Source organism: Changchengzhania lutea (assembly GCF_006974145.1).
Taxonomy (GTDB): Bacteria; Bacteroidota; Bacteroidia; order Flavobacteriales; family Flavobacteriaceae; genus Changchengzhania; species Changchengzhania lutea.
The window spans coordinates 2,192,970-2,219,102 of the sequence record NZ_CP039456.1; the positions used below are offsets into that span (position 1 = coordinate 2,192,970).

The following is a 26,133-nucleotide window of genomic DNA, read 5'->3' on the forward strand; positions in this document are numbered from 1 at the left end:
TACATTTGTCAATATAACAATCTAAAAGAATCAAAATGAATATTCCATCAGAATTAAAATACACTAAAGATCACGAATGGGTAAAGGTAGAAGGCGATGTAGCTACTATTGGCGTGACCGATTTTGCTCAAAGTGAATTAGGCGATATTGTTTATGTAGAAGTAGAAACGGTTGATGAAACTTTAGATGCTGAAGAAATTTTTGGAACGGTGGAAGCTGTTAAAACAGTATCAGATTTGTTCTTACCACTTTCTGGTGAAATTATTGAGTTTAATGAATCGCTTGAAGATGAACCCGAGAAAGTAAATAGCGACCCCTACGGTGACGGTTGGATGATAAAATTAAAATTCTCTGATGCTTCACAGCTTGATACTTTAATGTCTGCCGATGATTACAAAGCTTTGGTAGGTGCTTAAAAATGTAGCCCTACTTATTACCTTAATATATTCTACAGCCTTACTAACGGTAAGTTTGCTTACTTTAAAGGATCTGCCAAATATTGGTGTTAGTTTCGCGGATAAAATCTTTCACTGTGGGGCATATTTTATTTTGGGGGGCTTATGGTTTGCAACTTTTGCTTTTAATTTTAAAATACCATCTAGAAAAAGTATGGTGTATGCGGCGCTCATCTCTATAACGTTTGGTATAATTATTGAAGTACTTCAAGATACCATGACGGTTTCAAGAGCCTTAGATGTTTATGATATACTTGCTAATACAGCTGGTGTTTTACTAGCCATTGGGCTTTGTTACTTGAAATATGGTAAGAAAGTTAAAAAGACTTAAACGCTTGCATGTTTAATAAATAAATAGTTAATTTAGCAATCCTGTGTAAAACGAGAAAATTATGGAAACTAAAAAAAACCCTAAAGCAAATGTTGGACGTAACAGTTCATTGTACTTTGCTATTGGCTTAATGTTAATGTTATTTTTAACAAATTACGCCATTAATTACAAAACATACGATAAATCGAATATAGATATCGGGCAATTGAATTTAGACGAATTGGAAGATGAAGAAATTCCAATTACAGAACAAATTCAAACACCACCGCCACCGCCACCGCCACCAGCAGCTCCAGAAGTGATTGAGATTGTAGAAGACGAAGAAGAGGTTGAAGAGACTGTAATTGAATCTACTGAAACCGATCAGGAGGAAGAAATTGTTGAGGTTGAAGCCGTTGAGGTTGAGGAAATGGATGAAGACATTGAAGTACCGTTTGCGGTTATTGAAAATGTTCCAGTATTTCCAGGTTGTGAGAGCGGAAATAATGAAGCTAAGAAAAAATGTATGTCTGAAAAAATTCAAAGTTTTGTTCAGAAAAAGTTCAATACAGAATTGGCTAGTGACTTAGGTTTATCAGGAAGACAACGTATCAATGTGATTTTTAAAATTGACAAAACAGGAAATGTTGTTGGTGTGCGTTCAAGAGCGCCGCATCCCGGTTTAGAAAAGGAAGCAGCAAGAGTGATTAATATGTTGCCAAAAATGAAACCAGGAAGACAACGTGGTAAAGCAGTAACTGTGCCATACTCATTACCTATCGTGTTTCAGGTACAAGATTAATTTCCGTTTATTCCATTTCGGAATCTATAATATAAAATCCCGCTACAATAATTGTAGCGGGATTTTTTTTTGGTATACTTATTGTGATATTAACCTAATTTCGATTAATAAATTTTTAACTAGAACTAGTTATTAAAATCCTGCAAGATTTTGAAAACCTTGTAGGTCTATTTTGTAATTCTAAATACCTACAAGGTCAAAATAAGACCTTGCAGGATATGAAAAAAAATTATTTGTTGTTGAAATTCAAGTTGTTGGATTTTGAATATTAATCAAAATCAGTTCATTGTAATTGGTGTCACGTTTAAATTATAAATAATATGAGCAATCCTAAAAATCCTCACAAACGCATTCGGAAAAATAAAGAAATTGTAAAAAAATCTAAAAAGCATGACGCCAATTTACAAAAAAACACCACTATTTATTTTCAACTGGGTTTAATCGTATGTTTGCTCATGGCCTATGGTTTATTTGAAATGACTTTTGAAACGACTATTCCAAAAGATTACGTTCAGAATATTAAGGAGGATGCTTTTATGGTGTCACCACCATTAATAAAACCAGAAGAACCAGTATTTGAAGAATCTATTGAGCGAAAAAAAATAGAACAGCCCAAAGATTATAAAGAAGTGCCCGATAATGTTACAATAGAGCCTTTAAAAAAGGATTTTACTGAACCACAAATGGATGCTCCAGCGTTAGACCCAGATGCTATTGCGCCATTGGTTAAAAAACCAGAAGAGATGAATGTTCCCATTGCTTTCATTGAACATGTACCTATATACCCAGGTTGTGAAAATGAAAAGACGAATGACAACAAGCGTAAATGCATGTCTGATAAAATAGGCAAACTCATTCAAAATAAGTTTGATACAGATATAGGCAGTGATTATGGGCTTTCGGGACGACAAAAAATCGATGTACAGTTTAGAATAGACAAAACGGGACGTGTTACAGATATAAAGACCAGATCGCCTTATCCAAAATTAGAAGAAGAAGCCGTTAGGGTAATTAGTAAAATACCAACGATGACTCCGGGCAGACAACAGAATAAAAATGTAGGTGTTATATATGCCTTACCCATCATTTTTAGCATTCAGGATTAAACACTGCAATTTTGATAAACCTAAACCGTTAATTTCTATGAGATAACGGTTTTTTTAATGGCTCTTATGTATTAAAATTATAGTATCTTTCAAGCTTATTTAAACATTTATTATTTCTTATGAAGCAATGTTTTGCTCTACTAGCTTTACTTGTTTATTTCAATACATTTTCACAAAATATTGATTTTTACGAAAAGCCTCCTGTATTCCCATCATGTGAATATATAGATATTTTAGTGTTGCAAGCATGTTTTGATACTCAGGTCTACGAAACTATTTATGACAATTTTAAAGTGCCTAATATAGCTTTAGAAGATAATTACAAAGGCGAGATGGTTATCCTTTTTGAGGTCGATAAAGAAGGGCGCTTCAGAGTAGTGTACGTGGATGCCATGTATCAGGAATTAAAGGAGGAAGCCATCCGCGTATTTGCATTGTTTCCAAAAATTCAACCAGCCACCTATAATGGAAGAGCAACATTTAAACAATATTCCATTCCCATTAATATTCCTTTAGTAAGACAATCAGTGATTACTCAGCAGCTATCAAAAACGAATAAAGGCGTTGTGGATATTCAGCATGCAATAACAGAACTTGATAGTATAAACGAATCGTTAATTGAATTTACCAATAACCGGTACTCAAGTCAGTTAAATATTCCATTTGTACATGATGATTATGCTAGATTTGACAGACAGATGAATAGCGTTGGCACCAATAGTCACACAGCTTCAAAACCTTTTTTATATGATGATGTTTCAAAATATTATGATTTTGATGCTGAAAAGAAAAAGCTAAACAAGAAAACATCTAATTGGGCAGGTGAAAGACTATGGAATACCCATTTAGTGCAATTACAAACAAAGGATTATTGGTTTACGCTTGATCCTATTTTTGATTTACAAGTTGGAACCGATTCCGACGCGGAGTTTAATTCAACATATAATAATACAAGAGGGATTTTGATTCAGGGTGGGCTAGGAAAGAAATTGAATTTTTATGCCTCTGTTTTTGAAAGTCAAGGGCGGTTTGCGCAATATGTAAATACCTACGCAGAAAGTTTAAAAGCCTTTGGTGCAGATCCTGCTATTATACCAGGCAGAGGTATTGCCAAACGTTTTAAAACAGATTCGTATGACTACCCTGTGGACGAAGCTTACCTGTCATATACGCCAGCAAAATTCATAAATATCCAATTTGGGCATGGTAAAAATTTTATTGGCGATGGATATCGCTCATTACTGTTAAGCGATGTTACAAGTCCGCACCCATTTTTAAAGTTAAACACCAAATTCTGGAAAATTAAATATACGAATACCTTCATGTGGTTAAAAGATGTACGACCAGAAGTGACTGAAGGTGGAGCATTTCTAACCAAGTATATCGCAAACCATTATTTGAGCTGGAACGTGTCCAAAAGATTTAATTTAGGACTGTTTGAATCTGTGGTCTGGTCAAACTTAAACGATAGGGGTTTTGATGTTAATTATTTAAATCCCATTATTTTCTACCGTGCCATTGAGTTTGAAACTGGTCAAGATGCCGGAAATGCCATTTTAGGAGCTACGGCAAAATATAAGTGGAATAATAATATCAATCTATACGGTCAGTTTATTCTGGATGAATTTTCACTTAATGATATCAAAGCAGGTGAAAAAAGTTGGAAAAATAAATTTGGGTATCAATTAGGGGTAAAATATTTTGATGCTTTTAAAGTAAAAAATTTATTACTTCAGTTTGAGTACAATAGAGTACGGCCATATACCTATTCACACAATACGATCGCTACAAATTATGGGCATAACAATCAATCCATGGCACATTTATGGGGTGCTAATTTTAGTGAAGCCATTCTTATAGGTCGCTATCATAAAAACCGTTGGTTTGCGAATGCCAAATTCATTTTTGGGTCTCGTGGCCTAGATTTTAATGATGGCACTGATAATTTTAGTTACGGTGCCGATATATACAGAAATTATAACGATAGGCCTTTTGATACTGGTGTAGAAGTAGGTCAAGGGATCAAAACCAAAATATTTAATGCCAACCTGCAAGGGGGTTATGTAATAAACCCTGCGTCTAATTTGAAGATTTTTTCAGACTTAACGTTTAGAAATTTTAATCCAGAAGCCCTTAGCGCTATAACGTTTAAAAGTAATACCGTTTGGTTTTCTGTAGGCCTTAGAACGGATTTGTTTAATTGGTATTTTGATTATTAAACGCCCTTATTTTTTCAAACTTTTATAAAAAGTACGTCTTATTTTTTCACTGGTTATAAAATTCCAGCTATAGCCTAAATCATCATAGGTTTTTGTTAGGGTTTCATTTGAAGCTACGTCCTCTTCAGATGCGCCATTGTTTATTTCAGCTAGAATATTATTCTTAAGGGTTTCCATCATCTTCAAAAAGATTTCATATTCCGCTTTATTTGATAGCTGCCCGTGGCCAGGAATAATCTTTGTGTCCTCGTCTATCGTCATTAAGCCCACCTTTACAGCTTCAATATAGCCATCAACACTACCTTTAGAAGTTAAATCGATATAAGGATACCGATTGCTAAAAAACACATCACCGGTATGCAATACATTACTTTCTGTAAAGTACAACATACTATCACCATCGGTATGGGCATTGTCTAAATGAAATACGAGCACCCTTTCGTTATTGATAAATAAACTGAGCTTATCATTAAAGGTAATCACAGGAAGCATGTCTTTTTCTTTATCAGTTTCTAAACGTGACCTTACATTATCGTGTGCTATGATGGTAGCTCCTGCCTCAGCTAAATTGGCATTGCCACCAGTATGGTCGCCATGATGATGGGTGTTGGCCACAAAACGAATGGGTTTAGCACTAATTTTTTTAATGGCAGCAAGTATTTTAGGAGTGAGGCGCGCAAATTGATCGTCTATAATCAGGACGCCGTCGTCGCCAACAGAAAGACCTATATTTCCACCTTGGCCCTCGAGCATATAGACGTGATTTGATAATTGGGTCGTTTTGATAGTAATATTATCATTCTGTCCGCAAGCCTGCAAGACCATAGTAAACATAAAAATACGAGCAAGTGTTTTGTATAAAGCCATAATTAAATACTTGAAAAGTGAACCTTATAAAAATACAAAATCTTTCATGCATAATCCATTATAAATTTAGCACTTAAAAGGATTGTTCAAAATGCTTTTATAGAGTATCTTTGCACTCGCATCATAAAGCGACCAATTTAATATCACATTGAGTTATTCAAAATCTTCATTAGCAACACATTCTGTTATTTCAGATTTTAAGGAAATCACAAAAATGCGCCTTGCATTAAGCGTGGTGTTTTCCTCAATTGCCGGATATTTATTAGGGGTTGATACCGTTGATTTTAAAACCTTGATCTTATTGGCATTGGGTGGATACTTTATGGTGGGTGCATCAAACGCCTTTAATCAAATTATTGAGAAGGATTTAGATGCGTTAATGAACCGCACAAAAAACAGACCCATACCAGCCGGCAGAATGTCTGTCCAAACCGCATTCATTGTTGCGTCTGTATTTACCTTGTTGGGTGTTATCATATTATACACCATCAACAAGCAAACGGCCATGTTTGGTGCTATTTCCATTTTCTTATACACATGTGTCTATACGCCTTTAAAAACTAAAACACCGCTTTCGGTATTTGTGGGAGCTATTCCAGGCGCTATTCCATTTATGTTGGGATGGGTTGCTGCAACTGATGATTTTGGTATTGAGCCAGGCACCTTATTTGCTCTACAATTTTTTTGGCAATTTCCTCACTTTTGGGCAATTGGCTGGTTTTTATTTGAAGATTATAAACGCGGTGGCTTTTTCATGTTGCCGACAGGAAAACAAGATAAGGGCACCGCAGTACAAACTATTATGTATACCATTTGGACGCTCCTAGTATCCATAATTCCAGTATTTGGGTTTACGGGGAAACTCCAGTTGTCCATTATAGCAGCGATAGTCGTATTTATTTTAGGATTGGGAATGCTTTATTATGCCATTCAATTATTTAAGAAGATGACCGAAGTCGCAGCGAAACAATTAATGTTAGCTAGTGTGTCCTACATAACATTGGTTCAAATTGTATATGTAGTCGATAAATTTATAAGATAACATGGATTTAACTCAAGGAACTTTAGAAGAAAAAAATAACAGAGCTAAAAAAATGATGCTTTGGTTTGGGATTATTTCCTTAATCATGTCTTTTGCAGGATGGACAAGTGCCTTTGTGGTGAGTAGTTCTAGACCAGATTGGTTAAAGGATTTTCAGTTGCCAAATGCGTTTATAGTTAGTACCATTGTCATCATATTGAGCAGTATCACCTTTCTGTTGGCAAAACGTGCTTTAAAAAAAGGAGATAAAACACAAACTTCAGGATTTCTTTTAGCCACATTGGTGTTAGGAATTGTATTTATTTTCTATCAGTTTTCAGGTTTTCAGCAAATTATAGATTTGGGATATAATTTTACGGGACCAACCAGTAATGTGACCATGTCTTATATTTATTTGATAGCTATGGTGCATATTTTGCATGTGGTTGTTGGTTTAATCTGCTTGATAGTAGTCATATATAATAATTTTAAACAAAAATATAGTCCAGCAAAAATGCTAGGTTTTGAATTGGCTGCGACTTTTTGGCATTTTATAGATATCTTATGGGTGTATCTCTTTTTGTTCCTGTATTTTATTAGATAATAGTCATTGTTGTTCGATTACAAATAGTTCGTTTAAAGAAAACCTTTGCGAACACAGGGTTTTCAAGGCTTATAAAAAAGAGGGGCTTGCTTTTTGCGATTACTGAAAAATTTTATTTTTTAGAAAGTTATGAATTTAAAGATTACTGTTTATCAATTAGTTACAAGCAAGTCTTTGTTCTAACAGCAAAGCGGTCTTGATTCTTTAATCGGTCAATATGGGTAATAGTAATGATCCTAAAGGTCTAAGGCTACTTAGATATAGAACTTTATTTAGAGTGTATATAATTTAGGGCAGGATGTTTTATTAGATAAATAAATTGATTATTTTTGTCCAACTTAAAAAAAACAACCATTACATATGAGTACTACAGTTGTAAATGCTGGAACAAAAGGTAAAACTTGGGGAGGAGGCAACCAGCCTTTAAACGCAAGTTATGGAAAAATGATGATGTGGTTTTTCATTGTTTCAGATGCTTTAACATTCTCTGGGTTTTTAGCGGCCTATGGTTTTTCAAGATTTAAATTTATTGATTCATGGCCAATTGCCGATGAGGTGTTTACGCACGTACCATTTTTACACGGTCAAGAATTACCGATGATTTATGTGGCATTCATGACCTTTGTGCTTATCATGTCGTCTGTAACTATGGTATTAGCCGTAGATGCGGGACATCATTTAAATAAGGCGAAAGTGACTATTTATATGTTTCTGACCATTATTGGCGGTTTGATTTTTGTTGGATCGCAAGCCTGGGAATGGGCAACTTTTATTCAAGGCGATTATGGTGCGGTGCAAACTAAAGGTGGAAATATTTTGCAATTTGTTGACACAGATGGAAACCGCGTGGCTCTTAGAGATTTTGTGACGGTTGAACATAAAGATAGAACGGCTCATGAGCGTAAAAACGGTATTTGGTTTTTAGATGAAGGAACTTTACCAACCTATTCTATTAACGAAGTAGTAAAAGGATTAGAATCTCATGATAATATTTTAGTACGGACTCAGATTATTAATGAGGAAGGTGAAAAGACGGTGCTTTCTAGAGCAGCCTCTTTAGAGCAAATTAAAAATAATGGTATCGCGGTCGTAGAAGGTGCTAATTTGCATGTTAATGAATACGGGTCTCCGCTATTTGCAGATTTCTTCTTTTTCATTACTGGGTTTCACGGATTTCACGTGTTCTCTGGAGTTGTAATTAATATTATCATTTTCTTTAATGTGATTTTAGGAACTTACGAAAGACGCAAAAACTACGAAATGGTCGAAAAAGTTGGTCTTTACTGGCACTTTGTAGATTTAGTTTGGGTATTTGTTTTCACATTCTTCTACCTCGTTTAAAAATTTTAAAATTAAGACATGGCACACGAACATAAATTAGCAATATTCAGAGGTTTAGTTAAGTTTAAATCAAACACCCAAAAAATCTGGGGTGTTTTAATTTTCTTGACCATTGTAACGGGTATTGAAGTTGCACTGGGTATTTACAAACCAGAAGCTTTAATGGCTAAGTTTTTAGGCATGAAAATCTTGAACTGGATTTTTATTGTATTAACCATTGTTAAAGCATATTATATCACATGGGATTTTATGCACATGCGAGATGAATTAAAAAGTCTAAAACGTATGGTAATCTGGACTGCAGTTTTCTTAATCCTGTATTTAATTTTCATCTTATTGCAAGAAGGCGGTTATATAGAAAGCGTATATTCTTCAGGATATGTGAAAAGAGATTTTTAAATCTGACGCGCAACAATTATAAGACACTAAATATGTGTTAAAAGATAACATGAAGGTGGTTTTAATAACCACCTTTTTTATTTTTGCATAAGTTATAATTTCAAAGGAAACACGCCCAATTAATGGATTATAAAAAAATTAGTAGATATGTGGTTTTAGGGATTTTGTTTTTCCTTCCTGTAACGTTTTTGTTATTTCTATATCCGGCAACGCATAACTACACACCGCTTGATATTGTTAATGAAGGGGTTTCGGATTTAGAAGCATTTGTGTCAGATTCTGATGAAAAGGTTTTGTTAGAAGACCATATTACCGTGTTAGGGTTTTTTGGAGACAAACCTATGGAAAAGGTTATTTCAGCTTCAAATTTAAAGGAGTTGGTCTATGATAAGTTTAAAGGTTTTAAGCGTTTTCAGACTGTTATTGTTATGCCACTGGGAACAGAGCGTGACGTTAAAGCACTTAAGAGCGAAATTAGCTCTTACGAAGACCTAAGGTTTTGGCATTTTGTTTTTGGCAATTCAAACGATATTCTAAATATATTCAACAGTTTAAAGAATAATGGCAATTTAGATGCAACCTTAGCAACAGACCAGGTATTTGTTATTGATAAAGATCTAAACCAACGGGGCAGGTTAGATGATAGAACGGATAATGAGATAGGGAAGAATAAACCTATTTATGGTTTAAATGCTTATGACTGTATTGAGGTCTCCGAAATAAAGAATAAAATGAGCGAAGATGTACGTATTTTATTTACCGAGTATAGACAAAAACGAAAAGGCGAATTTAATTCTGATACAAGAAGAGCCAGCGATATAAATAACAATCAAAATTAAGTTCAAATCTGATTGAGCACAATTTTAAAGAGATGAATAAAAAAACAAATTACTCATACATAGGAATAGCCCTTGTTATTCTAGTTTTTGGGATTATTTTTATTCCGAAAATAATGGATAGAATTTCTGAAGGAGATATAATCAGAAAGGAGAGCAGAAGCGATTTTGCTAAAGAAGAAAAAGGAAAAAAATCAAACTTGGTTTTCATTGAAAATGATGGGGTAAAACGAAAAGTTCCAGATTTTAGTTTTACCAATCAAGATGGCAAATTAATAACCAATGCCGATTATTTAGGAAAAGTATATGTTATAGAATTCTTTTTTACAACCTGCCCAACCATTTGCCCAAGAATGAATGCGAACTTAGTACAAGTTCAAAATACATTTAAAGACTTTGAAAATTTTGGTGTCGCCTCGTTTACCATCAGTCCAGAGATTGATACTCCAGAAGTGCTAAAAGCGTATGCTGAAAAATATGGCATTACAAACCCCAATTGGCATCTTATGACGGGTGAAAAGGAAGCTATATACAAATTAGCTAACGAAGGGTTTTACATTTATGTCGCCGAGAATGACACTATTGATGGTGGTTTTGAGCATTCAGGAAATTTTGCGCTTATTGATAAAAACGGGTTTATTCGTTCTAGAATAGACGAATACGGGAATCCTATAATCTATTACAAAGGCATTGTATCGGAAACTGAAAAAGTAGATGATGATGGCGTAAAAGAAGAGATTTCAGCATTAAAAGAAGATATTAAATTATTGCTTAATGAATAATTCTAAAGAAATTTTAGACGATAAAAAATACAATAAGCTCATTGTCATATTGTCAATTGCCATTCCAGTGGTTGTTGCTATATTATTTGGAGTTAAAATTGATGCAGAACTCCCCGTTTTTTTACCCCCAATTTATGCTGGTATAAATGCTGCTACGGCATTGGTACTTGTGCTTGCATTTATGGCTATTAGAAATAAAAAAATAAAACTTCATGAACGATTAATGAAGTTTGCCATTATATTATCCGTCGCTTTTTTAGCTATGTATGTGGCATACCATATGACCAGTGATTCTACACAGTTTGGTGGCAAGGGTGCAATAAAATATATGTATTATTTCATTTTGCTAACACATATATTACTATCTATTATTGTAATTCCGTTTGTATTGATTACGTATGTTAGGGCAATAACCAATAATATAGAAAAGCATAAAAAAATTGCAAGAATCACATTCCCACTATGGTTGTATGTTGCCGTTACAGGTGTTATTGTTTATATTATGATTTCACCTTACTATATTTAATGCTATTCTGAACAATGCGTAAGAAGCTGTAAAATGAAAAATAAAATAATCTTTTCGATCTTCTCTATTTTCATTTTTCTAGAAAGTAACGCCCAATGCGCCATGTGTAGAGCGGTCTTAGAAAGTGAAGAAGGACAAACGACAGCAGAAGGCATTAATGATGGGATTGTGTATTTAATGGCCATTCCTTATATTCTTGTCGGTGGCATAGGTTATTTTATTTACAGAAAGTTTAACACAGCCAAAAAACAAAAAAAGTAGATTTTCTTGTAACATTTTCACGCCTTAAGTGTCTTACTCATGGAGCTTAACCATTTACATTTTTAAATATGTTAGAAATTCGGCAATTGCACAAATCTTATCCTATAGGAGATTCAAGTTTACATGTACTAAAGGGTATTGATTTAAATGTAGAAAATGGCGAAATGGTTGCCATTATGGGATCTTCAGGATCAGGGAAATCGACCTTGCTTAATATTATTGGCATGTTGGACGAAGCAGATTCGGGAGAATATATTCTGGATGGGCTACCCATTAAAAACCTTACCGAAAAAAAAGCAGCCGTTTACAGAAATAAATTTTTGGGGTTTATTTTTCAATCATTCAATTTAATCAATTATAAAAATGCCCTCGAAAATGTAGCGCTTCCACTGTATTACCAAGGAATGAAACGTAAAGAACGCCAAGAAAAAGCCATGTTCCATTTAGAGAAAGTAGGATTGACAGATTGGGCCAAACATTTGCCTAAGGAACTTTCAGGCGGGCAAAACCAACGTGTGGCCATAGCCAGAGCACTTGCTGCAAATCCTAAATTATTGTTAGCTGATGAGCCCACGGGGGCATTGGACACGACAACGTCTTATGATATTATGGCATTTATTCAGCAATTGAATGATGAAGGCAAAACGATTTTAATGGTAACCCATGAAGAGGATATAGCCAACATGTGCAAACGCATCGTACGCCTTCGCGACGGTGTTATTATGGAAGATAAAAAAATAAATCAAGTTAGGGTAAAACAGTATGTTTGATTTAGATCTTTGGCGTGAAATATTTCAGAGTATAAATAAGAATAGAACCAGAAGTTTACTGTCTGGTTTCACAGTGGCTTTTGCTATCTTATTGTTTACTATTCTTTTCGGTATTGCAAATGGGTTGGAAAATACGTTTAAAGAAGCATTTGGTACCGATGCTAATAACTCGATTATTATTTTTCCGGGAAAGACCACGAAAGCACATAAAGGCCTTCAGGCCGGAAGGCAAATTCAGTTTAAAAATGAAGATTATGAATTCATATTAGATGAATTTGGAGATAAGGTGCAGTACATCACTTCTAAGGTAAACAGAAATGTCACGGTGTCTTTTAAAGGTGAAAAAAATAATTATCAGCTTAGGGCGGTTCACCCTGAATATATGTTTATTGAAAACAATAAGATAAGTGAAGGCCGATATATCAATCAAAATGATTTAAACAATATAACAAAAGTAGCAGTAATTGGCAGAATTGTTAATGATGAATTATTCGCAAAAGAAAACGCCATTGGAAAGTATATCAGTTTAAATGGCATTTCTGTTAAAGTAGTTGGTGTTTTTACTGATGATGAAGGAGATAACGAGGAACGCGTTGTTTACATACCATTAACTACAGCCCAATTTTTATATGGGAACAACGATTTTATCGATTTTATGCATTTAACCTACAGCCCAGAGATGAACAGTGATCAAGCACTTTCCTTTGGAACACAGATTACTAAAACCTTAAAAGACCGCTTCTCGGTAGCAAGAAGCGATCAAAGAGCTATTCGTGTTCGGAACATGGCGCAAGAGACTAAACAAGTGGATATGTTGACATCTGGTTTAACCGTAATCATTTTAGTAATAGGCTTTGGCACTTTAATAGCGGGTATAGTAGGGATTAGTAATATTATGATTTTTATAGTAAAGGAGCGTACCAAAGAAATTGGTATTAGAAAAGCTTTGGGGGCTTCTCCAAGATCCATCGTGTCCATTATCCTTATAGAGTCTATGCTGGTTACTGCTATTGCAGGATATATAGGATTACTGATAGGTGTAGGTGTGTTGGAATGGATTGGTCCAAGCTTAGAAGACTATTTTATAACAAATCCTGGGGTCGATAATGGTCTGGTAATAGGAGCGACCGTTACTTTAATTTTGGCTGGTGCCATTGCTGGTTATCTACCTGCTAAAAAAGCATCAAGAATTAAACCTATTGTGGCCTTAAGAAACGACTGATTATGTTTAGATTTTTATTAGATAGAGATACTTGGCAAGAAGTTTTCGATAGCTTTAGTAAAAACAAACTAAGATCCATTCTTACAATGGTTGGAGTTTGGTGGGGTATATTATTGCTTATTGGATTGTTGGGTTCGGCTAGAGGTTTAGAAAATTCGTTTAATCGTTTGTTTGGTGATTTTGCAACAAACAGTGTCTTTTTTATGGGGAATGTTACTGGCAGACCTTTTAAAGGATTTCAAGAAGGAAGACGCATCCAATTGACTATTCCCGATATTAAAAAAGTAGAAGAAAATGTTGAGGGTATTGAGTTTATTGTGCCCAGAAATATGAATCCGTCTGTGGTTACTAAAGATTTTCTTTCAGGTTCTTTTAATGTTTTTGGTGATTATCCCTTATTGGACCGTGTTCAAAAAAAGAAATTGATCCATGGCAGATTTATAAATCAAAATGATATCGATGACACCAAAAAAGTGGCTGTTATTTCAGAAGACATCTATAAGCAATTATTTGAAAAAGATGAAGTGGCCATTGGATCTTATATTCAAATCAACAGTATAAACTATATTGTGATAGGGGTTTATGATGCCGGTAATGTTAATTTCGGACCAAGTGAAGACATTCATGTTCCGTTTTCAACATTCCAACGCGTGTATAATAAAGGCGACAAAATTGATTTTATGATGATTACTGGGAAACCAGAATTTGATATTGTACAGATCCAAAAAGATGCTGAGTTAATGCTCAAAAACTTAAATGATATTCATCCTAAAGATAAACGTGCATTCAGAAGCTTTAATCTTGGGAAAGAATTTGCAAAACTCACTGGATTTTTAGGAGGGATGCAATTTTTAACGTGGTTTGTTGGTATTGCGACTTTAATTGCAGGCGTGTTCGCCATCGGGAATATTTTATTGATTACCGTTAAAGAGCGTACTAAGGAAATTGGTGTAAGACGTGCATTAGGTGCTACACCTTTCGAAATTAAACGGCAAATAGTTGTGGAGGCCGTGTTTTTAACGCTAGTGGCTGGTGTATTCGGTATTATAACAGGCGGATGGATTTTAATAGCTTTAGATGCCACATTCGGGCAGGGAGATGAGGCCACAATAGTCAACGCCTCGGTATCCATTGGCGTCGTATTTATAGCCTTATTAATATTAATTGTTTTAGGAACATTAATAGGTTTAATACCAGCGTTTAAAGCAACCAGCATAAAACCAATAGAAGCATTAAGAGAAGAATAAACAATCAAAAAATGAACCTTCTATATCGTTAATATTGTTTTCTGTACTAAATTAAATATAGAAGCACCATTTGACAAATTAGAAACAATAAGGATAACCAAATGAATAAAACAGTAAAAATTATTTTAGTATTAGTTGCTATCATAGCATTGGCATTCGTGTTAAAGTATTTTAAAGATGCTAACTCAAAGGATATTATAGATTATAAGGTGGAAGAACCGTTTTATACTTCTATTAATACAAAAGCCGTGGCAACAGGTAAATTAAATCCAGAAGAAGAGATAGAGATTAAACCTCAAATTTCAGGAATTGTTGATAAAATACTTGTTGAAGAAGGCGATATGGTTAAAAAAGGCGATTTAATCGCTATCATTAGAGTAGTGCCGAATGAGCAAAATTTAGTGGGCGCAAAAAGTAGAATAGCAACTACTAAATTATCATACGATAACGCAAAAGTCTTATATGAAAGAAATAAATCCCTTTTTGAAAAAGGTGTGATATCGCAGCTAGATTTTGAGAATAGCGAGTTATCTTTTTATCAAGCAAAAGAGTCTTTAGTACAGGCCCAAAACGATTATCAAATTATTAAACGAGGTTCTATTTCTGGGGGGAGTTCAGCAAACACGAATATCATTGCGCAAATTCCGGGCACTGTATTGGAAATTCCTGTTCGTGAAGGGGATCAAGTTATTCAAAGTAATAATTTTAATGCAGGGACAACCATTGCTACCATAGCCGATATGAGTTTGATGATATTTGAAGGTAAAGTTGATGAAGCCGAAGTTGGAAAACTTAAAGAAGGCAAAGAAATTAAAGTCATTTTAGGCGCTATTAAAGATAAAGAGTTTCCTGCTAAACTTACCTTTGTCGCACCAAAGGGGGTCGAAGAAAATGGCACGGTTCAGTTCGTTATTAAGGCGGATGTAAAAATTGATTCTACCACAAATGTAAGGGCGGGATATAGTGCTAATGCAGAAATAGATATTGAAGCAAAAGACAGCGTTTTAGCTATAAGGGAAGCATTGTTACAATACAATAGAATTACAGAAAAGCCTTTTGTTGAAATTTTAGATGGCGATAATACTTTTAAAAAGGAAAATGTAGAATTAGGAATCTCTGATGGTATTAATGTTGAAGTTACCGAAGGCGTTGAAGAAGGCGATAAAATTAAGGTTTGGAATAAAGCATCAAAAGATAATGAAGATGAAGACAATGATGAATAAGAATGATATTAAATCATCCATAAAATATTACAGTATCACAATCTCATTATTGTGCAGTGTTAGTGTTACTTTTGGCCAGCAAAAAACCTGGTCATTACAAGAATGTGTCAACCACGCATTAGAACATAATATTTCTGTGCAACAAGGGGTAAATACGATTTTAATCAACGAGCAGGATATTATTGCGTCTAGAGGTCAATTTTTACCTTCGCTTAGCGCTAGTGCCGCTCATAACATAACCATTGGTGGTTTAGAAATAGATCCTGGAGTCTTTGTAGATCAAACCTTCAACCAGTCAAGAGTGGGTATTAGCGTATCTCAGAATATTTTTAACGGATTTAGAACGCTCAATCTGTACAAGCAATCCCAACTTACCAAGGAAACGAATGCCTTAGAGCTGGATCGGATAAAAGATGATATTTCACTTAATGTGGTTAATGCCTACCTGAATGTATTGTTTAATAGAGAAAATTTAGAAACGGCTTTAGCCCAATTTGAATTCAGTGAAAAACAGTTGAAGCAGGTCACTAACCTAGTAGATGCTGGCGTGCAACCTAGAGCGAATATTTATGATGCTGAAGCGACGCTTAGTAGAGATGAACAAAGTGTCACTATTGCCGAAAATAATTTGAATCTAGCCTTGCTTAATTTATCTCAATTGTTACAAGTACCTTATGAAGGGTTTGCGGTTGAAGGTATAGACTTGAATGAACCATCTGAAGCATTACTTTACAAAGATTTTAAACCTATTTTAAATTATGCTCTGGAAAACAGGGTTGAAATTAAAGTGGCTGAAAAAGGTATTGAAAATGCCGAATTAAATACTGAAATCTCTAAAAGTGGCTATTTCCCGACTTTAAATTTTACATACGGGTACAGTTCAAGGGCATCGTATACTAATTTAACCGATTTAGAAGCGTCCTTTTTCGATCAAATAAATGATAATAAGGGCCATAGCTTTGGTTTGAATTTGAATATTCCCATCTTTTCAAGATTTCAGAATAAAACGGCGGTTGCGAAATCTAAAATCCAAGAAGATAATAGTCGTCTCAACTTGGCGCAGCAAAAACTAAACATTGAGTCCAACATACAGCGTACTTTTACAGATGCCCAAGCGGCATTTAGAGCTTTTGAAGCTGCTAAAAAATCGTTGGAAGCACAAGAACTGGCATTTAATAATTCAAAAGAACGATTTAATTTGGGTGCTATGACGGCTTTTGAATTGGAGCAAGCACGTGTGGCTTTGATAAATGCACAATCATCTTTAATAAATGCGAAGTATGATTTTGTTTTTAAGACAAAAGTTTTGGATTTTTATATGGGTAAATCGTTAACTAACTGATGGCATTAATACTAAATATAGAAACGGCAACAACCAATTGTTCTGTGTCGCTTTCAAAAAATGGTGAAACCTTGATTTTGAAAGAAGATTACGGTGCAAACTATTCCCATGCTGAACGTTTGCACGTTTATATTGATGACGTCCTGAAAGAAGCAAAGGTACGTCGTGAGGATATAGAGGCTATTGCCATAAGCAAAGGCCCCGGATCTTACACAGGCTTGCGCATAGGCGTTTCCTCAGCAAAAGGACTTTGCTATGCCTTGGACATACCACTTGTTTCAGTTGCCACATTAACGGCTTTAGCGTATCAAGTGAACGTAAATGAGGGTTGTATTGTTTCGATGCTCGATGCTAGGCGTATGGAAGTGTACTCAGCAGTTTTCGATTCTAATCATAAACAAATAAGAGATACACAAGCGCAGATTCTAGAGGCAGACGCTTTTCATAATTATCTAGAAAAAGGAAAAGTATATTTTATTGGTAATGGTGTTCACAAAACAAAAACGCTTATTAATCATCCCAATGCGGTTTTTATTGAAGGTAAACTGCCATCAGCCAACGAGATGAGCGCATTGGCGTTTAATAAATTCAAAATAAGCGACATGGAGGATGTCGCTTATTTTGAACCTTATTATTTAAAAGATTTCGTGGCATTAAAGCCTAAATCTTAAGCTTCTTTTTTAATATGTACTTGGTGTGGATATGGAATGTCTATGCCAGCCGCATCAAGCGCTATTTTAACATTTTCGGTAATACCAAAATATACAGCCCAATAATCTTCAGCATGACACCAGGGCCTTACGGCAAAATTTACCGAACTATCGGCTAACTCAGAAACATTTACTGTGGGTTCTGGTGTTTCAATAACTTTTGGATGCGATTTTAAGACATTCATTAAAACGTCTTTGGTTTTTTTAATATCAGAATCATAACCAACGCCAATGATTAAATCTACACGACGCGTGCCCTCAGTAGTGTAATTGATAATATTACCATTGGACAGAGCACCATTGGGAATAATAATTTCTCTGTTGGAAAGACCAGTTAGCTTGGTTGTAAAAATTTCAATCTCTTTTACCACACCAACCTCACCTTGAGCTTCAATTAAGTCGCCAATTTTGATTGGTTTGAAGATCATGAGTAAAACACCTCCGGCAAAATTACCTAAAGACCCTTGTAAAGCCAAACCAATAGCTAAACCAGCCGCGGCTAGAATAGCAGCAAAGGAGGTGGTTTCTACACCTACAGTACCAAGAACTACGATGATCAAAACAATTTTTAAAATCCAACTTAATAAGTTTAATAAGAACTTTTGAAGGCTAGCATCATAATTTGCTTTTTCCATCCCTTTACGGGTTACTTTAATCAGTTTCTTAATAACCCAAGCACCAATAATCCATATTACTATGGCCCCAAGTATTTTAAGTCCATATTCTAAAGCCAGTTCAAGCCATTTTTCTGTGTCAATATTTTCTAAATCCATAATTTATATTAAAGTAATGAGATGTGCAAAATTAAGACTATTACACACTATCTGTATTGATTTATGTAAAAAATAAGTTAAGTTTTTATAAAAAACAGCTTATCAGTGCTATGATAGCAGGGATTCCTTGGAAGTAAAATAGCTTTATTTGCTTTGTAGAATAAGCCCCGTAAACACCTGCGATAGTCACACAAATAAGGAAAAATATCGCAATTTTTAAATCTTTTTCGATAATGGAGAATATTAGTCCCGCCGCCAAAAAACCATTATATAGTCCTTGGTTTGCGGCCAATACCTTGGTGTCTTTTGCAAATTGCTTGGATTTTATTCCAAATGTTTTTATTCCTTTTGGTTTGGTCCACATAAACATTTCTAAAATCAAAATATAGATATGTTCAAAAGCAACGAAAGCCACGAGTATGATGGTTAAAATGGTCATTCTTTTAAAAGTTTTATCGCTGCATCAACTTGAGAAACGGGAAGTTTACACGCTTTGTTAACACAGACATATATGAATGTTTCGTTAGGGTTAAATCTATTTTCTAAAAGCGGTAAGTTGTTCTCAGAAGTACTTCCGGCAATTAATTTATTGGGAATGTAAGTTTTGTTCAATGCTGCTATTTTTTGTTTTGCAGCTTTTCCAACGACAGCTACCTCATAATATGGATGTGTATAATTAAGCATTAAATCCAACCAATTAGAGTAACCAGAGGGGTAATCTTGCATTTCGGGTTTGACGTTGTTTAACATGCTTATCGCAGTTTTGCTGTAATGCTGATTATCGAAATAATGTGAAAGTTTAAAAAGATTTTTCGCCATAATGGAATTGCTCGCCGGAATGACATTGTCACGATATTCTATACTTCTAGAGACCAAGGCTTTGTCTTGATTTGACGTAAAATAGAACATGTTACTGTTCGTGTCAAAAAAATGATCAAAGGTATAATTGATTAAATCCCGCGCTGTTGTGAGCCAGGTTTCATTCAATGTATTTTCATAGAGTGCTAAAAAAGCATCAATAGTGGCCGCATAATCTTCAAGATAACCGTTAATGGTGCTCACACCGTTTTTAAAGCTATGATTCAAACCACCGTCTTCTTTCAATTGGTTGTTTAATATGAAATTAGCATTTTTTTCCGCGGCAGCGAGATAATCAGGATTGCCAAATGCACGATAGGCATCTACATATCCTTTGAGCATTAAGGCATTCCATGATGTGAGGGTTTTATCATCTAATCTGGGCTTGTCTCTTTTATTGCGTTCTGAAACAAGTAAAGCCTTCCATTCCCTTTTCTTATTTAATAAGGCTTCTTTAGTTAGCTCATGCTTTTTAAGGAAACTGGCATCATCTTCATTTCTAATGAGTACATAATTACCATGTTCCCATAATCCGTAATTATTAATATTATAATAGTCTGAAAACAGATTAAAGTCCTGATCAATAATTGCTTTTAATTCGTCTTTTTTCCAAACATAAAATGCACCTTCCTCTAATTCACCTTCTGGGGTATTGCTGTCTGCATCAAGTGAAGAGTAAAATGCGCCGTTTGTGGTAGTCATTTCATTTTGAATATACTCAAGTGTTTCGGTTACAATATCCTTGTACAGTTCATTTTTGGTAATTAAATAAGCATCAGAATATAGACTTACCAATTGAGCGTTGTCGTAGAGCATTTTTTCAAAATGGGGCACATGCCATTTCGTATCTACTGAGTATCTTGAAAAACCACCACCTATCTGGTCGAAAACACCACCATAGGCCATTTTGGTTAGTGTCAGGTTAACGTATTCTTTAAGCTTTTCATCTTGAGTTTGATAAGCATATCTTAAAAGAAAATGATAATTGTTGGGCATCATAAATTTTGGTGCCCTATTCATGCCACCAGCATTATTATCAAATTGTTTTGACCAATTCTGAAGCGCTTCAGAAATAAACTGCTTTTCAAATACAGGTTCGTCCGTATTAAGTTCCACGACATCCAAAGCTTTAATACCTTGTTCCAAATTATCGGCATACTCAATAAGCTTTTCAGGTTTTTCAACAAATAATTTAGATATTTGATTTAAAGCATTTACCCATTGTTCTTTTTGAAAATAGGTACCACCCCAAACAGGTCTGCCATCTGGCAAGGCAACCACATTTAGTGGCCAGCCACCTTGTCCGGTCATGAGTTGCACAGCGCTCATGTATACTTGATCGACATCTGGTCGTTCTTCCCGGTCTACTTTTACATTAATAAAATTTGTGTTCATCACTTGGGCCACAAGACTGTCTTCAAAACTTTCATGTTCCATAACGTGGCACCAATGGCAAGCCGAATAACCTACGCTTATAAGCAACAACTTGTTTTCAGATTTCGCCTGTTCTAATGTGGTTTCACTCCAGGCCTTCCAATTAACAGGGTTGTGCGCATGTTGTAGTAAATAGGGGCTGGTTTCATTAATTAAGTCATTGCTATATATGTGTTCCATAGTTTTGGTGTTCTGACCTTTACAACTTATTAAAATAATAAATAAAAGACATTGTACATACTTCATAAGTCAAAGTTAGCAAAATTAAATCATAAAAAAAGCGCCCTAATGAAGGCGCTAATATGGGTGTTTTGAAAATAAATTAATTGACTTCAAAAGTGATTTTTACGTTCACTCGAAAATCAGTTACCTCACCATCTGTTACACTGGCGCTTTGCTCTTTTACATAAACCGAACGTATATTCTTAACGCTTTTAGAAGCGTGTTTTACAGCTTTTTTAGTTGCATCTTCCCAACTGCTATCAGAATTTGCTAATATTTCAATTACTTTTAGTACTGCCATCTTTTTTTAAGTTTAAATTAATAATTAGTCTGAAACATAAAGATAGACAAATAAAATTGGAATTTTAGCCATTTATAGCTTCAACTGTTTCTACTTTGTTAGGCATCATTTCCTTTAACATATTTTCAATCCCACTCTTTAAGGTATATGTTGAAGATGGGCAGCCACTGCAAGCCCCTTGTAATAACACGCTAACATTTTTAGTGTCAGCATCGTAAGCTATGAATTGAATATTACCACCATCACTGGCTACGGCTGGTTTTACATATTCCTCTAAAATATTTATGATTTCTTTAGACGTATCATCTTGCGCCTCGTAGTGATTGTCTTGCTGTTTAGCTGTTTTTTGTAAGTTTTCTGCAGCTTCAGGAAGCACAACGTCTTTACCGTTTTCAATATAATTTCTAATAAATTCACGCAACTCTAAAGTGATATCCTGCCATTCGGCCATGTCATACTTCGTTACCGACACGTAGTTTTCATCAATGAAAATACTTTTAACAAAAGGAAAATGAAACAATTCCGTAGCTAAGGGCGATAATTTTGCATCGTCAATAGACGTAAATTCGAAAGTGGACGTTACAATTTTTTTGTTTGCCACAAACTTCATTGCGGATGGGTTTGGTGTGCTTTCTGCGTACACAGTCACAGGGACTTTTTTAGATTCTGCAGTTGTTTCTATAATGGTACCGTCATCATTCAAATAAGTTTGAATTTGCTCGGCTACTTCATCTTGTACATCGCTCCACTCTACAATATCATAGCGCTCAATGGCTATAAAGTTGCCTGAGATATACACCTTTTTAACAAAAGGAAGGTAGAACAATTGCTGGGCCAAAGGTGATGCTTTCGCCTCGTCTATATTATTGAACTCAAAACTTTGATGCTGAGTTATAAATTGATTTAACTCGAATTTAATTATCGCGTTATTTGATGTTTCATGCACAGAAACCTTGAAAGTGTTCATTTCAGCTAATTTTAGGCAAAAATAGCAAAAGAAAACTTTAGATATCCATATATTTGAGTTTTGTTGCCTATTTGGTAGGCTTTAAAATAAAGGATTGCTTTATCTATTTTGATATAATTTTTTTAAACCCGAAGCGTTTGTATAACACGTTTTGAAACTAGTTTATGGCATTGAAAAAGATCTTACTTATATTTATGGGTATTATGTTTGCTCAACTTGTGAGTGCACAGGAAGGGCTTCCCATATATACAGATTATTTAACAGACAATTATTACTTGATCCATCCATCAATGGCGGGAGCCGCTAATTGTGCAAAGATTAGAATGACAGGTCGCCAACAATGGTTTGGTCAAGACGATGCACCAAAGTTGCTAACCCTTAGTGCAAACGGACGAATTGGCGATACACAATCGGCAATAGGAGGTATTTTGTATACCGATAAAAATGGGTACCATTCTAATTCTGGGGCGTATTTAACCTATGCCCATCATTTATTATTTTCTAGAAGTGAGGTGGATTTAAACATGTTATCCTTTGGCTTGAGCGCTGGCTTTATTCAATATAAATTAGATGAAACAACGTTCTTATTTGACGGACCTGACCCAATTATTGATGGTATTGTACAAAGCGAAACTAATTTTAATATAGATTTAGGGTTTTCATATCAGTATTTAGATTTTTATGCACATGCGACGGTTAAGAACGTATTAAATAATGCAGGAGTTAATAACGATATTGAAATTACCAGTAATTTAAGACGCTATTTACTTTCTGTTGGAAGTGTATTTGGAAAATATGGAAGCACCTGGAGTTATGAGCCTTCATTTATGTTTCAATATAAAGACGGTACACAAGAGGCATCTATCGATATAAATGCCAAGGTTTATAAAAGTATGGAGTTCGGAACCATTTGGGGCGGTCTGTCGTATAGGACCAGTTTAGACGGTGCCGAATTTATAAATAGCTCTAACAACGTCAGCAGCCAAAAACTGCAACAGATTACACCCATATTGGGCATAAATATTAAACAGTTTATGTTTGCCTATAACTATACCTATCAGTCTAATTCCTTAGTATTTACTAACGGCGGTTTCCATCAATTTACATTAGGTTATAATTTTAATTGCAAACGTGAGCGTTACGACTGTAACTGTCCTGCTGTGAATTAACTATTATAGGCTCTAGTTTATTAGTGCGTTGTTTTAGTAATATGTATTCAACATAAACATGTTTGACACATTAGATAATTAAAAGTAAGCCTACTTGCAGGAACGATCGTAAATCTGAGGATAATAGATAAGAAATTAAAGTATTAAGCCACGAATTACACTAATGATCACGAATAGAAAAATCTAAAGATTTTTCTATTCGTGATATCATTTTTGTCAATCATTCCACGAATTTTAAATGAGCTAAGCTCATTTATTCGTGCTAATTAGTGTAATTCGTGGCAAAAACCAATAATATCAACGCACTAATAAACTAGAGTCTTATTATATAATATTAATTAGATACGATTTAAATTCTCAATTGATTACATGCCCATCATAAAACCTGTAAACGATAAAGTGCCGCAAATTCCAGAAGATTGTTTTATAGCTGAGAATGCCACAATAGTTGGAGAAGTTTCTATGGGCAGTCAATGTAGTGTTTGGTTTAATGCTGTTATTCGTGGCGATGTCCATTTTATAAAAATGGGCAATAAAGTGAACGTGCAAGATGGTGCGGTGATTCACGCGACATACCAGAAATCACCGACTGTTATTGGGAATAATGTTTCTATAGGTCATAACGCTATTGTTCACGGGTGTACCATTAAAGACAATGTGCTTATAGGTATGGGTAGTATTGTTATGGATGACTGTGTTATAGAAAGCAATAGTATCATTGCCGCTGGTGCTGTGGTCACTAAAAATACTAGAGTAGAGGCAGGGAGTATATACGCAGGTGTTCCTGCCAAAAAAGTAAAGACTATTAGTCAAGAACTAATTTCGGGAGAGATTGATAGAATAGCTGAAAACTATACAAAATATTCAAGTTGGTTTAAAGACTGAATATGATATTACTATCGATTTTTTTTTGAGGCTTTTAATGCAACGACTTCTAATTTGTAACTTCTGCCAACAGTTTTCGAGAATCTAATGCAAATTCCTGTTTAAAAATCTAAGAATTTAGCATCAAAATGTTTGCCTAAAAGTTCCGACATAATTTTAGGGTTTCCATTACTATAAAATTTATGTTTCGGATGGGTAAATTCAGTATTAATTAGGTTCTGTTCTTCTAAAACAGCTTTTGTCTGTCTAGCAACGGCTTCTCCAGAATCTATAATCTTGACATGGTTAGGAAGCAAATCAACTAAAGTAGGCATCAAATAGGGGTAGTGCGTGCATCCTAAAACCAGATAATCAATATTTGCCGCTATCATGGGCTTTAAATAAATTTTCAATAGATCTCGCATCTCGCTAGAATCCAGTTTGCCCATTTCAATTAAATCGACTATTCCTTCGCCTACAGTTTCAATGACTTGGATATCCTTAGCAAACAATGTTGAAGTTTTAGAAAATAATGCACTGCTTAAAGTCCCTTTAGTCGCTAATATGCCAATGGCATTGTTTTTAGTGTGCAAAGCGGCAGGTTTAATGGCAGGTTCAATACCAATAAAAGGGATCTTATAATGAGTTCTTAAATAATCAATGGCATTGGTGGTAGCCGTATTGCAGGCCACTACAATAAGTTTACAGTGTTCTGAAATGAGATACTCTGTGTTTTTAATACTCAATTGTAGTATGGCGTCTTTTCCTTTTAGTCCATATGGTGCGTTTTTGCTATCTGCAAGATAGATTGTGTTCTCATTAGGTAAAAGGTTGTGTATTTCCTTCCAAATGGATGTCCCACCTACGCCAGAATCAAAAAGACCAATGGGTTGTTTGCTCATAAGGCTAAATTTAATTAATAAAAGTAGAAAAGCCACCTTATTTAAGGTGGCTTTTTAATAATATAATTTCAGAAGGTATTAAATACCTAAGTCTTTTTTCACGTCATCTAAAAGATTTTTACCATCTGCTAAAATAGTAACCCCTTGCGCAGAATCAAAAACATAATCAAAACCTTGGGCTCTTGCTACTTTTAAAATAGCAGCCTTTGCTTTTTCAGTGATAGGTTGTAATAAATCAATTTCCTTTTTTTGCAAATCTTTTTGAGCATCTGCTTGAAATTGTTGAATGCGTTGTTGTTTCTCTTGAATTTCCTGTCCTCTTTTTGCGTTTTCTTCTTCAGTTTTAGTAGAAGCTTCAGCTTCGTACTGTTTTAATAAGGTTTGAAATTCAGTTACCGAACTTTGAATGTCTGTTTGATACGTTTTACTTAAAGTTTCAAGTTGTGCCTGTGCGGCCTTCATCTCTGGCATGGCCGTAATTAATTCCTGCGTATTTATATGAGCAACTTTACTTTGAGCTTGTGCGAAACTTAGTGTTCCAATACATAATGCTGTTGCTAATAAGAGAGTTTTAAATTGTTTCATTTTTAAATAGTATTA

General features: G+C 34.7%; 29 protein-coding genes. 21 read left to right on the forward strand and 8 right to left on the reverse strand.

Annotated elements, in window-relative coordinates; translation table 11 throughout:
- Positions 1 to 35 precede the first annotated feature (35 nt).
- From gcvH to FAF07_RS09910, 5 genes are all read left to right on the forward strand, one after another.
- Positions 36 to 416 carry a glycine cleavage system protein GcvH gene (gene gcvH / locus FAF07_RS09890; RefSeq protein WP_142784957.1) on the forward strand — a complete coding sequence of 127 codons (381 nt, stop codon included), beginning with the start codon at positions 36 to 38 and terminating at the stop codon, positions 414 to 416.
- Positions 409 to 786: a VanZ family protein gene (locus FAF07_RS09895; protein WP_142784958.1), complete on the forward strand. Its 378-nt coding sequence runs from the start codon at positions 409 to 411 to the stop codon at positions 784 to 786. Before gcvH ends, FAF07_RS09895 begins: the two co-directional genes overlap by 8 nt.
- Before the next feature lie 61 nt (positions 787 to 847).
- Positions 848 to 1,567 carry an energy transducer TonB gene (locus tag FAF07_RS09900; protein ID WP_142784959.1) on the forward strand — a complete coding sequence of 240 codons (720 nt, stop codon included), beginning with the start codon at positions 848 to 850 and terminating at the stop codon, positions 1,565 to 1,567.
- 320 nt (positions 1,568 to 1,887) lie between these two features.
- A complete protein-coding gene (locus tag FAF07_RS09905; RefSeq protein ID WP_142784960.1) occupies positions 1,888 to 2,673 on the forward strand; it encodes an energy transducer TonB in 786 nt (261 codons plus the stop codon).
- A 119-nt stretch (positions 2,674 to 2,792) separates the two neighbouring features.
- Positions 2,793 to 4,892, forward strand: a complete 2,100-nt coding sequence (locus FAF07_RS09910; RefSeq protein ID WP_142784961.1) for an energy transducer TonB — start codon at positions 2,793 to 2,795, stop codon at positions 4,890 to 4,892.
- A gap of 6 nt (positions 4,893 to 4,898) precedes the next feature.
- Here the strand turns inward: FAF07_RS09910 and FAF07_RS09915 are convergent, their stop codons facing one another.
- Positions 4,899 to 5,759, reverse strand: a complete 861-nt coding sequence (locus FAF07_RS09915) for an MBL fold metallo-hydrolase (RefSeq protein ID WP_142784962.1) — start codon at positions 5,757 to 5,759, stop codon at positions 4,899 to 4,901.
- A 214-nt stretch (positions 5,760 to 5,973) separates the two neighbouring features.
- On the opposite strand from FAF07_RS09915, the gene cyoE reads away from it, so the two are divergent.
- From cyoE to tsaB, 14 genes are all read left to right on the forward strand, one after another.
- On the forward strand, positions 5,974 to 6,801 hold the full coding sequence (gene cyoE / locus FAF07_RS09920) for a heme o synthase (protein ID WP_394344974.1): 828 nt from the start codon (positions 5,974 to 5,976) through the stop codon (positions 6,799 to 6,801).
- A 1-nt stretch (position 6,802) separates the two neighbouring features.
- Complete coding sequence (locus FAF07_RS09925) at positions 6,803 to 7,384, forward strand: cytochrome c oxidase subunit 3 (protein ID WP_142784964.1); 582 nt, start codon at positions 6,803 to 6,805, stop codon at positions 7,382 to 7,384.
- 360 nt (positions 7,385 to 7,744) lie between these two features.
- Complete coding sequence (locus FAF07_RS09930) at positions 7,745 to 8,725, forward strand: cytochrome c oxidase subunit 3 (protein ID WP_142784965.1); 981 nt, start codon at positions 7,745 to 7,747, stop codon at positions 8,723 to 8,725.
- Between the two features lie 18 nt (positions 8,726 to 8,743).
- Positions 8,744 to 9,124, forward strand: a complete 381-nt coding sequence (locus FAF07_RS09935) for a cytochrome C oxidase subunit IV family protein (RefSeq protein WP_142784966.1) — start codon at positions 8,744 to 8,746, stop codon at positions 9,122 to 9,124.
- A gap of 122 nt (positions 9,125 to 9,246) precedes the next feature.
- Positions 9,247 to 9,963, forward strand: a complete 717-nt coding sequence (locus tag FAF07_RS09940; RefSeq protein ID WP_142784967.1) for a hypothetical protein — start codon at positions 9,247 to 9,249, stop codon at positions 9,961 to 9,963.
- 32 nt (positions 9,964 to 9,995) lie between these two features.
- Complete coding sequence (locus tag FAF07_RS09945; protein WP_142784968.1) at positions 9,996 to 10,742, forward strand: SCO family protein; 747 nt, start codon at positions 9,996 to 9,998, stop codon at positions 10,740 to 10,742.
- Complete coding sequence (locus FAF07_RS09950) at positions 10,735 to 11,268, forward strand: DUF420 domain-containing protein (RefSeq protein ID WP_142784969.1); 534 nt, start codon at positions 10,735 to 10,737, stop codon at positions 11,266 to 11,268. Before FAF07_RS09945 ends, FAF07_RS09950 begins: the two co-directional genes overlap by 8 nt.
- Before the next feature lie 33 nt (positions 11,269 to 11,301).
- Positions 11,302 to 11,529, forward strand: a complete 228-nt coding sequence (locus FAF07_RS09955) for a hypothetical protein (protein ID WP_142784970.1) — start codon at positions 11,302 to 11,304, stop codon at positions 11,527 to 11,529.
- A 68-nt stretch (positions 11,530 to 11,597) separates the two neighbouring features.
- Positions 11,598 to 12,299, forward strand: coding sequence for an ABC transporter ATP-binding protein (locus tag FAF07_RS09960; RefSeq protein WP_142784971.1), 702 nt, complete (start codon positions 11,598 to 11,600; stop codon positions 12,297 to 12,299).
- Positions 12,292 to 13,521, forward strand: a complete 1,230-nt coding sequence (locus FAF07_RS09965) for an ABC transporter permease (RefSeq protein ID WP_142784972.1) — start codon at positions 12,292 to 12,294, stop codon at positions 13,519 to 13,521. Before FAF07_RS09960 ends, FAF07_RS09965 begins: the two co-directional genes overlap by 8 nt.
- 2 nt (positions 13,522 to 13,523) lie before the next feature.
- Entirely contained in the window at positions 13,524 to 14,768 is a 1,245-nt protein-coding gene (locus tag FAF07_RS09970; protein WP_142784973.1) for an ABC transporter permease, read from the forward strand.
- A gap of 101 nt (positions 14,769 to 14,869) precedes the next feature.
- A complete protein-coding gene (locus FAF07_RS09975; RefSeq protein WP_142784974.1) occupies positions 14,870 to 15,991 on the forward strand; it encodes an efflux RND transporter periplasmic adaptor subunit in 1,122 nt (373 codons plus the stop codon).
- On the forward strand, positions 15,972 to 17,333 hold the full coding sequence (locus FAF07_RS09980; RefSeq protein WP_221930749.1) for a TolC family protein: 1,362 nt from the start codon (positions 15,972 to 15,974) through the stop codon (positions 17,331 to 17,333). Before FAF07_RS09975 ends, FAF07_RS09980 begins: the two co-directional genes overlap by 20 nt.
- The gene (gene tsaB / locus FAF07_RS09985; protein WP_142784976.1) at positions 17,333 to 18,004 is read left to right on the forward strand and encodes a tRNA (adenosine(37)-N6)-threonylcarbamoyltransferase complex dimerization subunit type 1 TsaB; all 672 of its coding nucleotides are present in this window, start codon (positions 17,333 to 17,335) and stop codon (positions 18,002 to 18,004) included. The genes FAF07_RS09980 and tsaB overlap by 1 nt, the downstream gene beginning before the upstream one ends.
- Here the strand turns inward: tsaB and FAF07_RS09990 are convergent.
- The 5 genes from FAF07_RS09990 to FAF07_RS10010 all read right to left on the reverse strand — a co-directional run bounded on the left by FAF07_RS09990 (position 18,001) and on the right by FAF07_RS10010 (position 22,598).
- Complete coding sequence (locus tag FAF07_RS09990) at positions 18,001 to 18,816, reverse strand: mechanosensitive ion channel family protein (protein WP_142784977.1); 816 nt, start codon at positions 18,814 to 18,816, stop codon at positions 18,001 to 18,003. The two genes, tsaB and FAF07_RS09990, sit on opposite strands and share 4 nt — an antisense overlap.
- 85 nt (positions 18,817 to 18,901) lie before the next feature.
- Positions 18,902 to 19,255 carry a DUF1304 domain-containing protein gene (locus tag FAF07_RS09995; RefSeq protein WP_142784978.1) on the reverse strand — a complete coding sequence of 118 codons (354 nt, stop codon included), beginning with the start codon at positions 19,253 to 19,255 and terminating at the stop codon, positions 18,902 to 18,904.
- Positions 19,252 to 21,288: a thioredoxin domain-containing protein gene (locus tag FAF07_RS10000; RefSeq protein WP_142784979.1), complete on the reverse strand. Its 2,037-nt coding sequence runs from the start codon at positions 21,286 to 21,288 to the stop codon at positions 19,252 to 19,254. The genes FAF07_RS09995 and FAF07_RS10000 overlap by 4 nt, the downstream gene beginning before the upstream one ends.
- A 142-nt stretch (positions 21,289 to 21,430) precedes the next feature.
- Positions 21,431 to 21,631, reverse strand: a complete 201-nt coding sequence (locus tag FAF07_RS10005; protein ID WP_142784980.1) for a dodecin family protein — start codon at positions 21,629 to 21,631, stop codon at positions 21,431 to 21,433.
- 64 nt (positions 21,632 to 21,695) lie between these two features.
- Positions 21,696 to 22,598, reverse strand: a complete 903-nt coding sequence (locus FAF07_RS10010) for a NifU family protein (protein ID WP_142784981.1) — start codon at positions 22,596 to 22,598, stop codon at positions 21,696 to 21,698.
- A gap of 164 nt (positions 22,599 to 22,762) precedes the next feature.
- Here FAF07_RS10010 and FAF07_RS10015 point away from each other — a divergent pair, with 164 nt between their 5' ends.
- Both FAF07_RS10015 and FAF07_RS10020 read left to right on the forward strand, forming a co-directional pair.
- On the forward strand, positions 22,763 to 23,767 hold the full coding sequence (locus FAF07_RS10015; RefSeq protein ID WP_142784982.1) for a PorP/SprF family type IX secretion system membrane protein: 1,005 nt from the start codon (positions 22,763 to 22,765) through the stop codon (positions 23,765 to 23,767).
- Between the two features lie 369 nt (positions 23,768 to 24,136).
- Positions 24,137 to 24,652: a gamma carbonic anhydrase family protein gene (locus tag FAF07_RS10020; protein ID WP_142784983.1), complete on the forward strand. Its 516-nt coding sequence runs from the start codon at positions 24,137 to 24,139 to the stop codon at positions 24,650 to 24,652.
- A gap of 101 nt (positions 24,653 to 24,753) precedes the next feature.
- On the opposite strand, the gene murI is transcribed toward FAF07_RS10020, so the two are convergent.
- Together murI and FAF07_RS10030 are read right to left on the reverse strand one after the other, a co-directional pair.
- On the reverse strand, positions 24,754 to 25,533 hold the full coding sequence (gene murI, locus FAF07_RS10025) for a glutamate racemase (RefSeq protein WP_142784984.1): 780 nt from the start codon (positions 25,531 to 25,533) through the stop codon (positions 24,754 to 24,756).
- Between the two features lie 78 nt (positions 25,534 to 25,611).
- Complete coding sequence (locus FAF07_RS10030) at positions 25,612 to 26,118, reverse strand: OmpH family outer membrane protein (RefSeq protein WP_142784985.1); 507 nt, start codon at positions 26,116 to 26,118, stop codon at positions 25,612 to 25,614.
- Positions 26,119 to 26,133 lie beyond the last annotated feature (15 nt).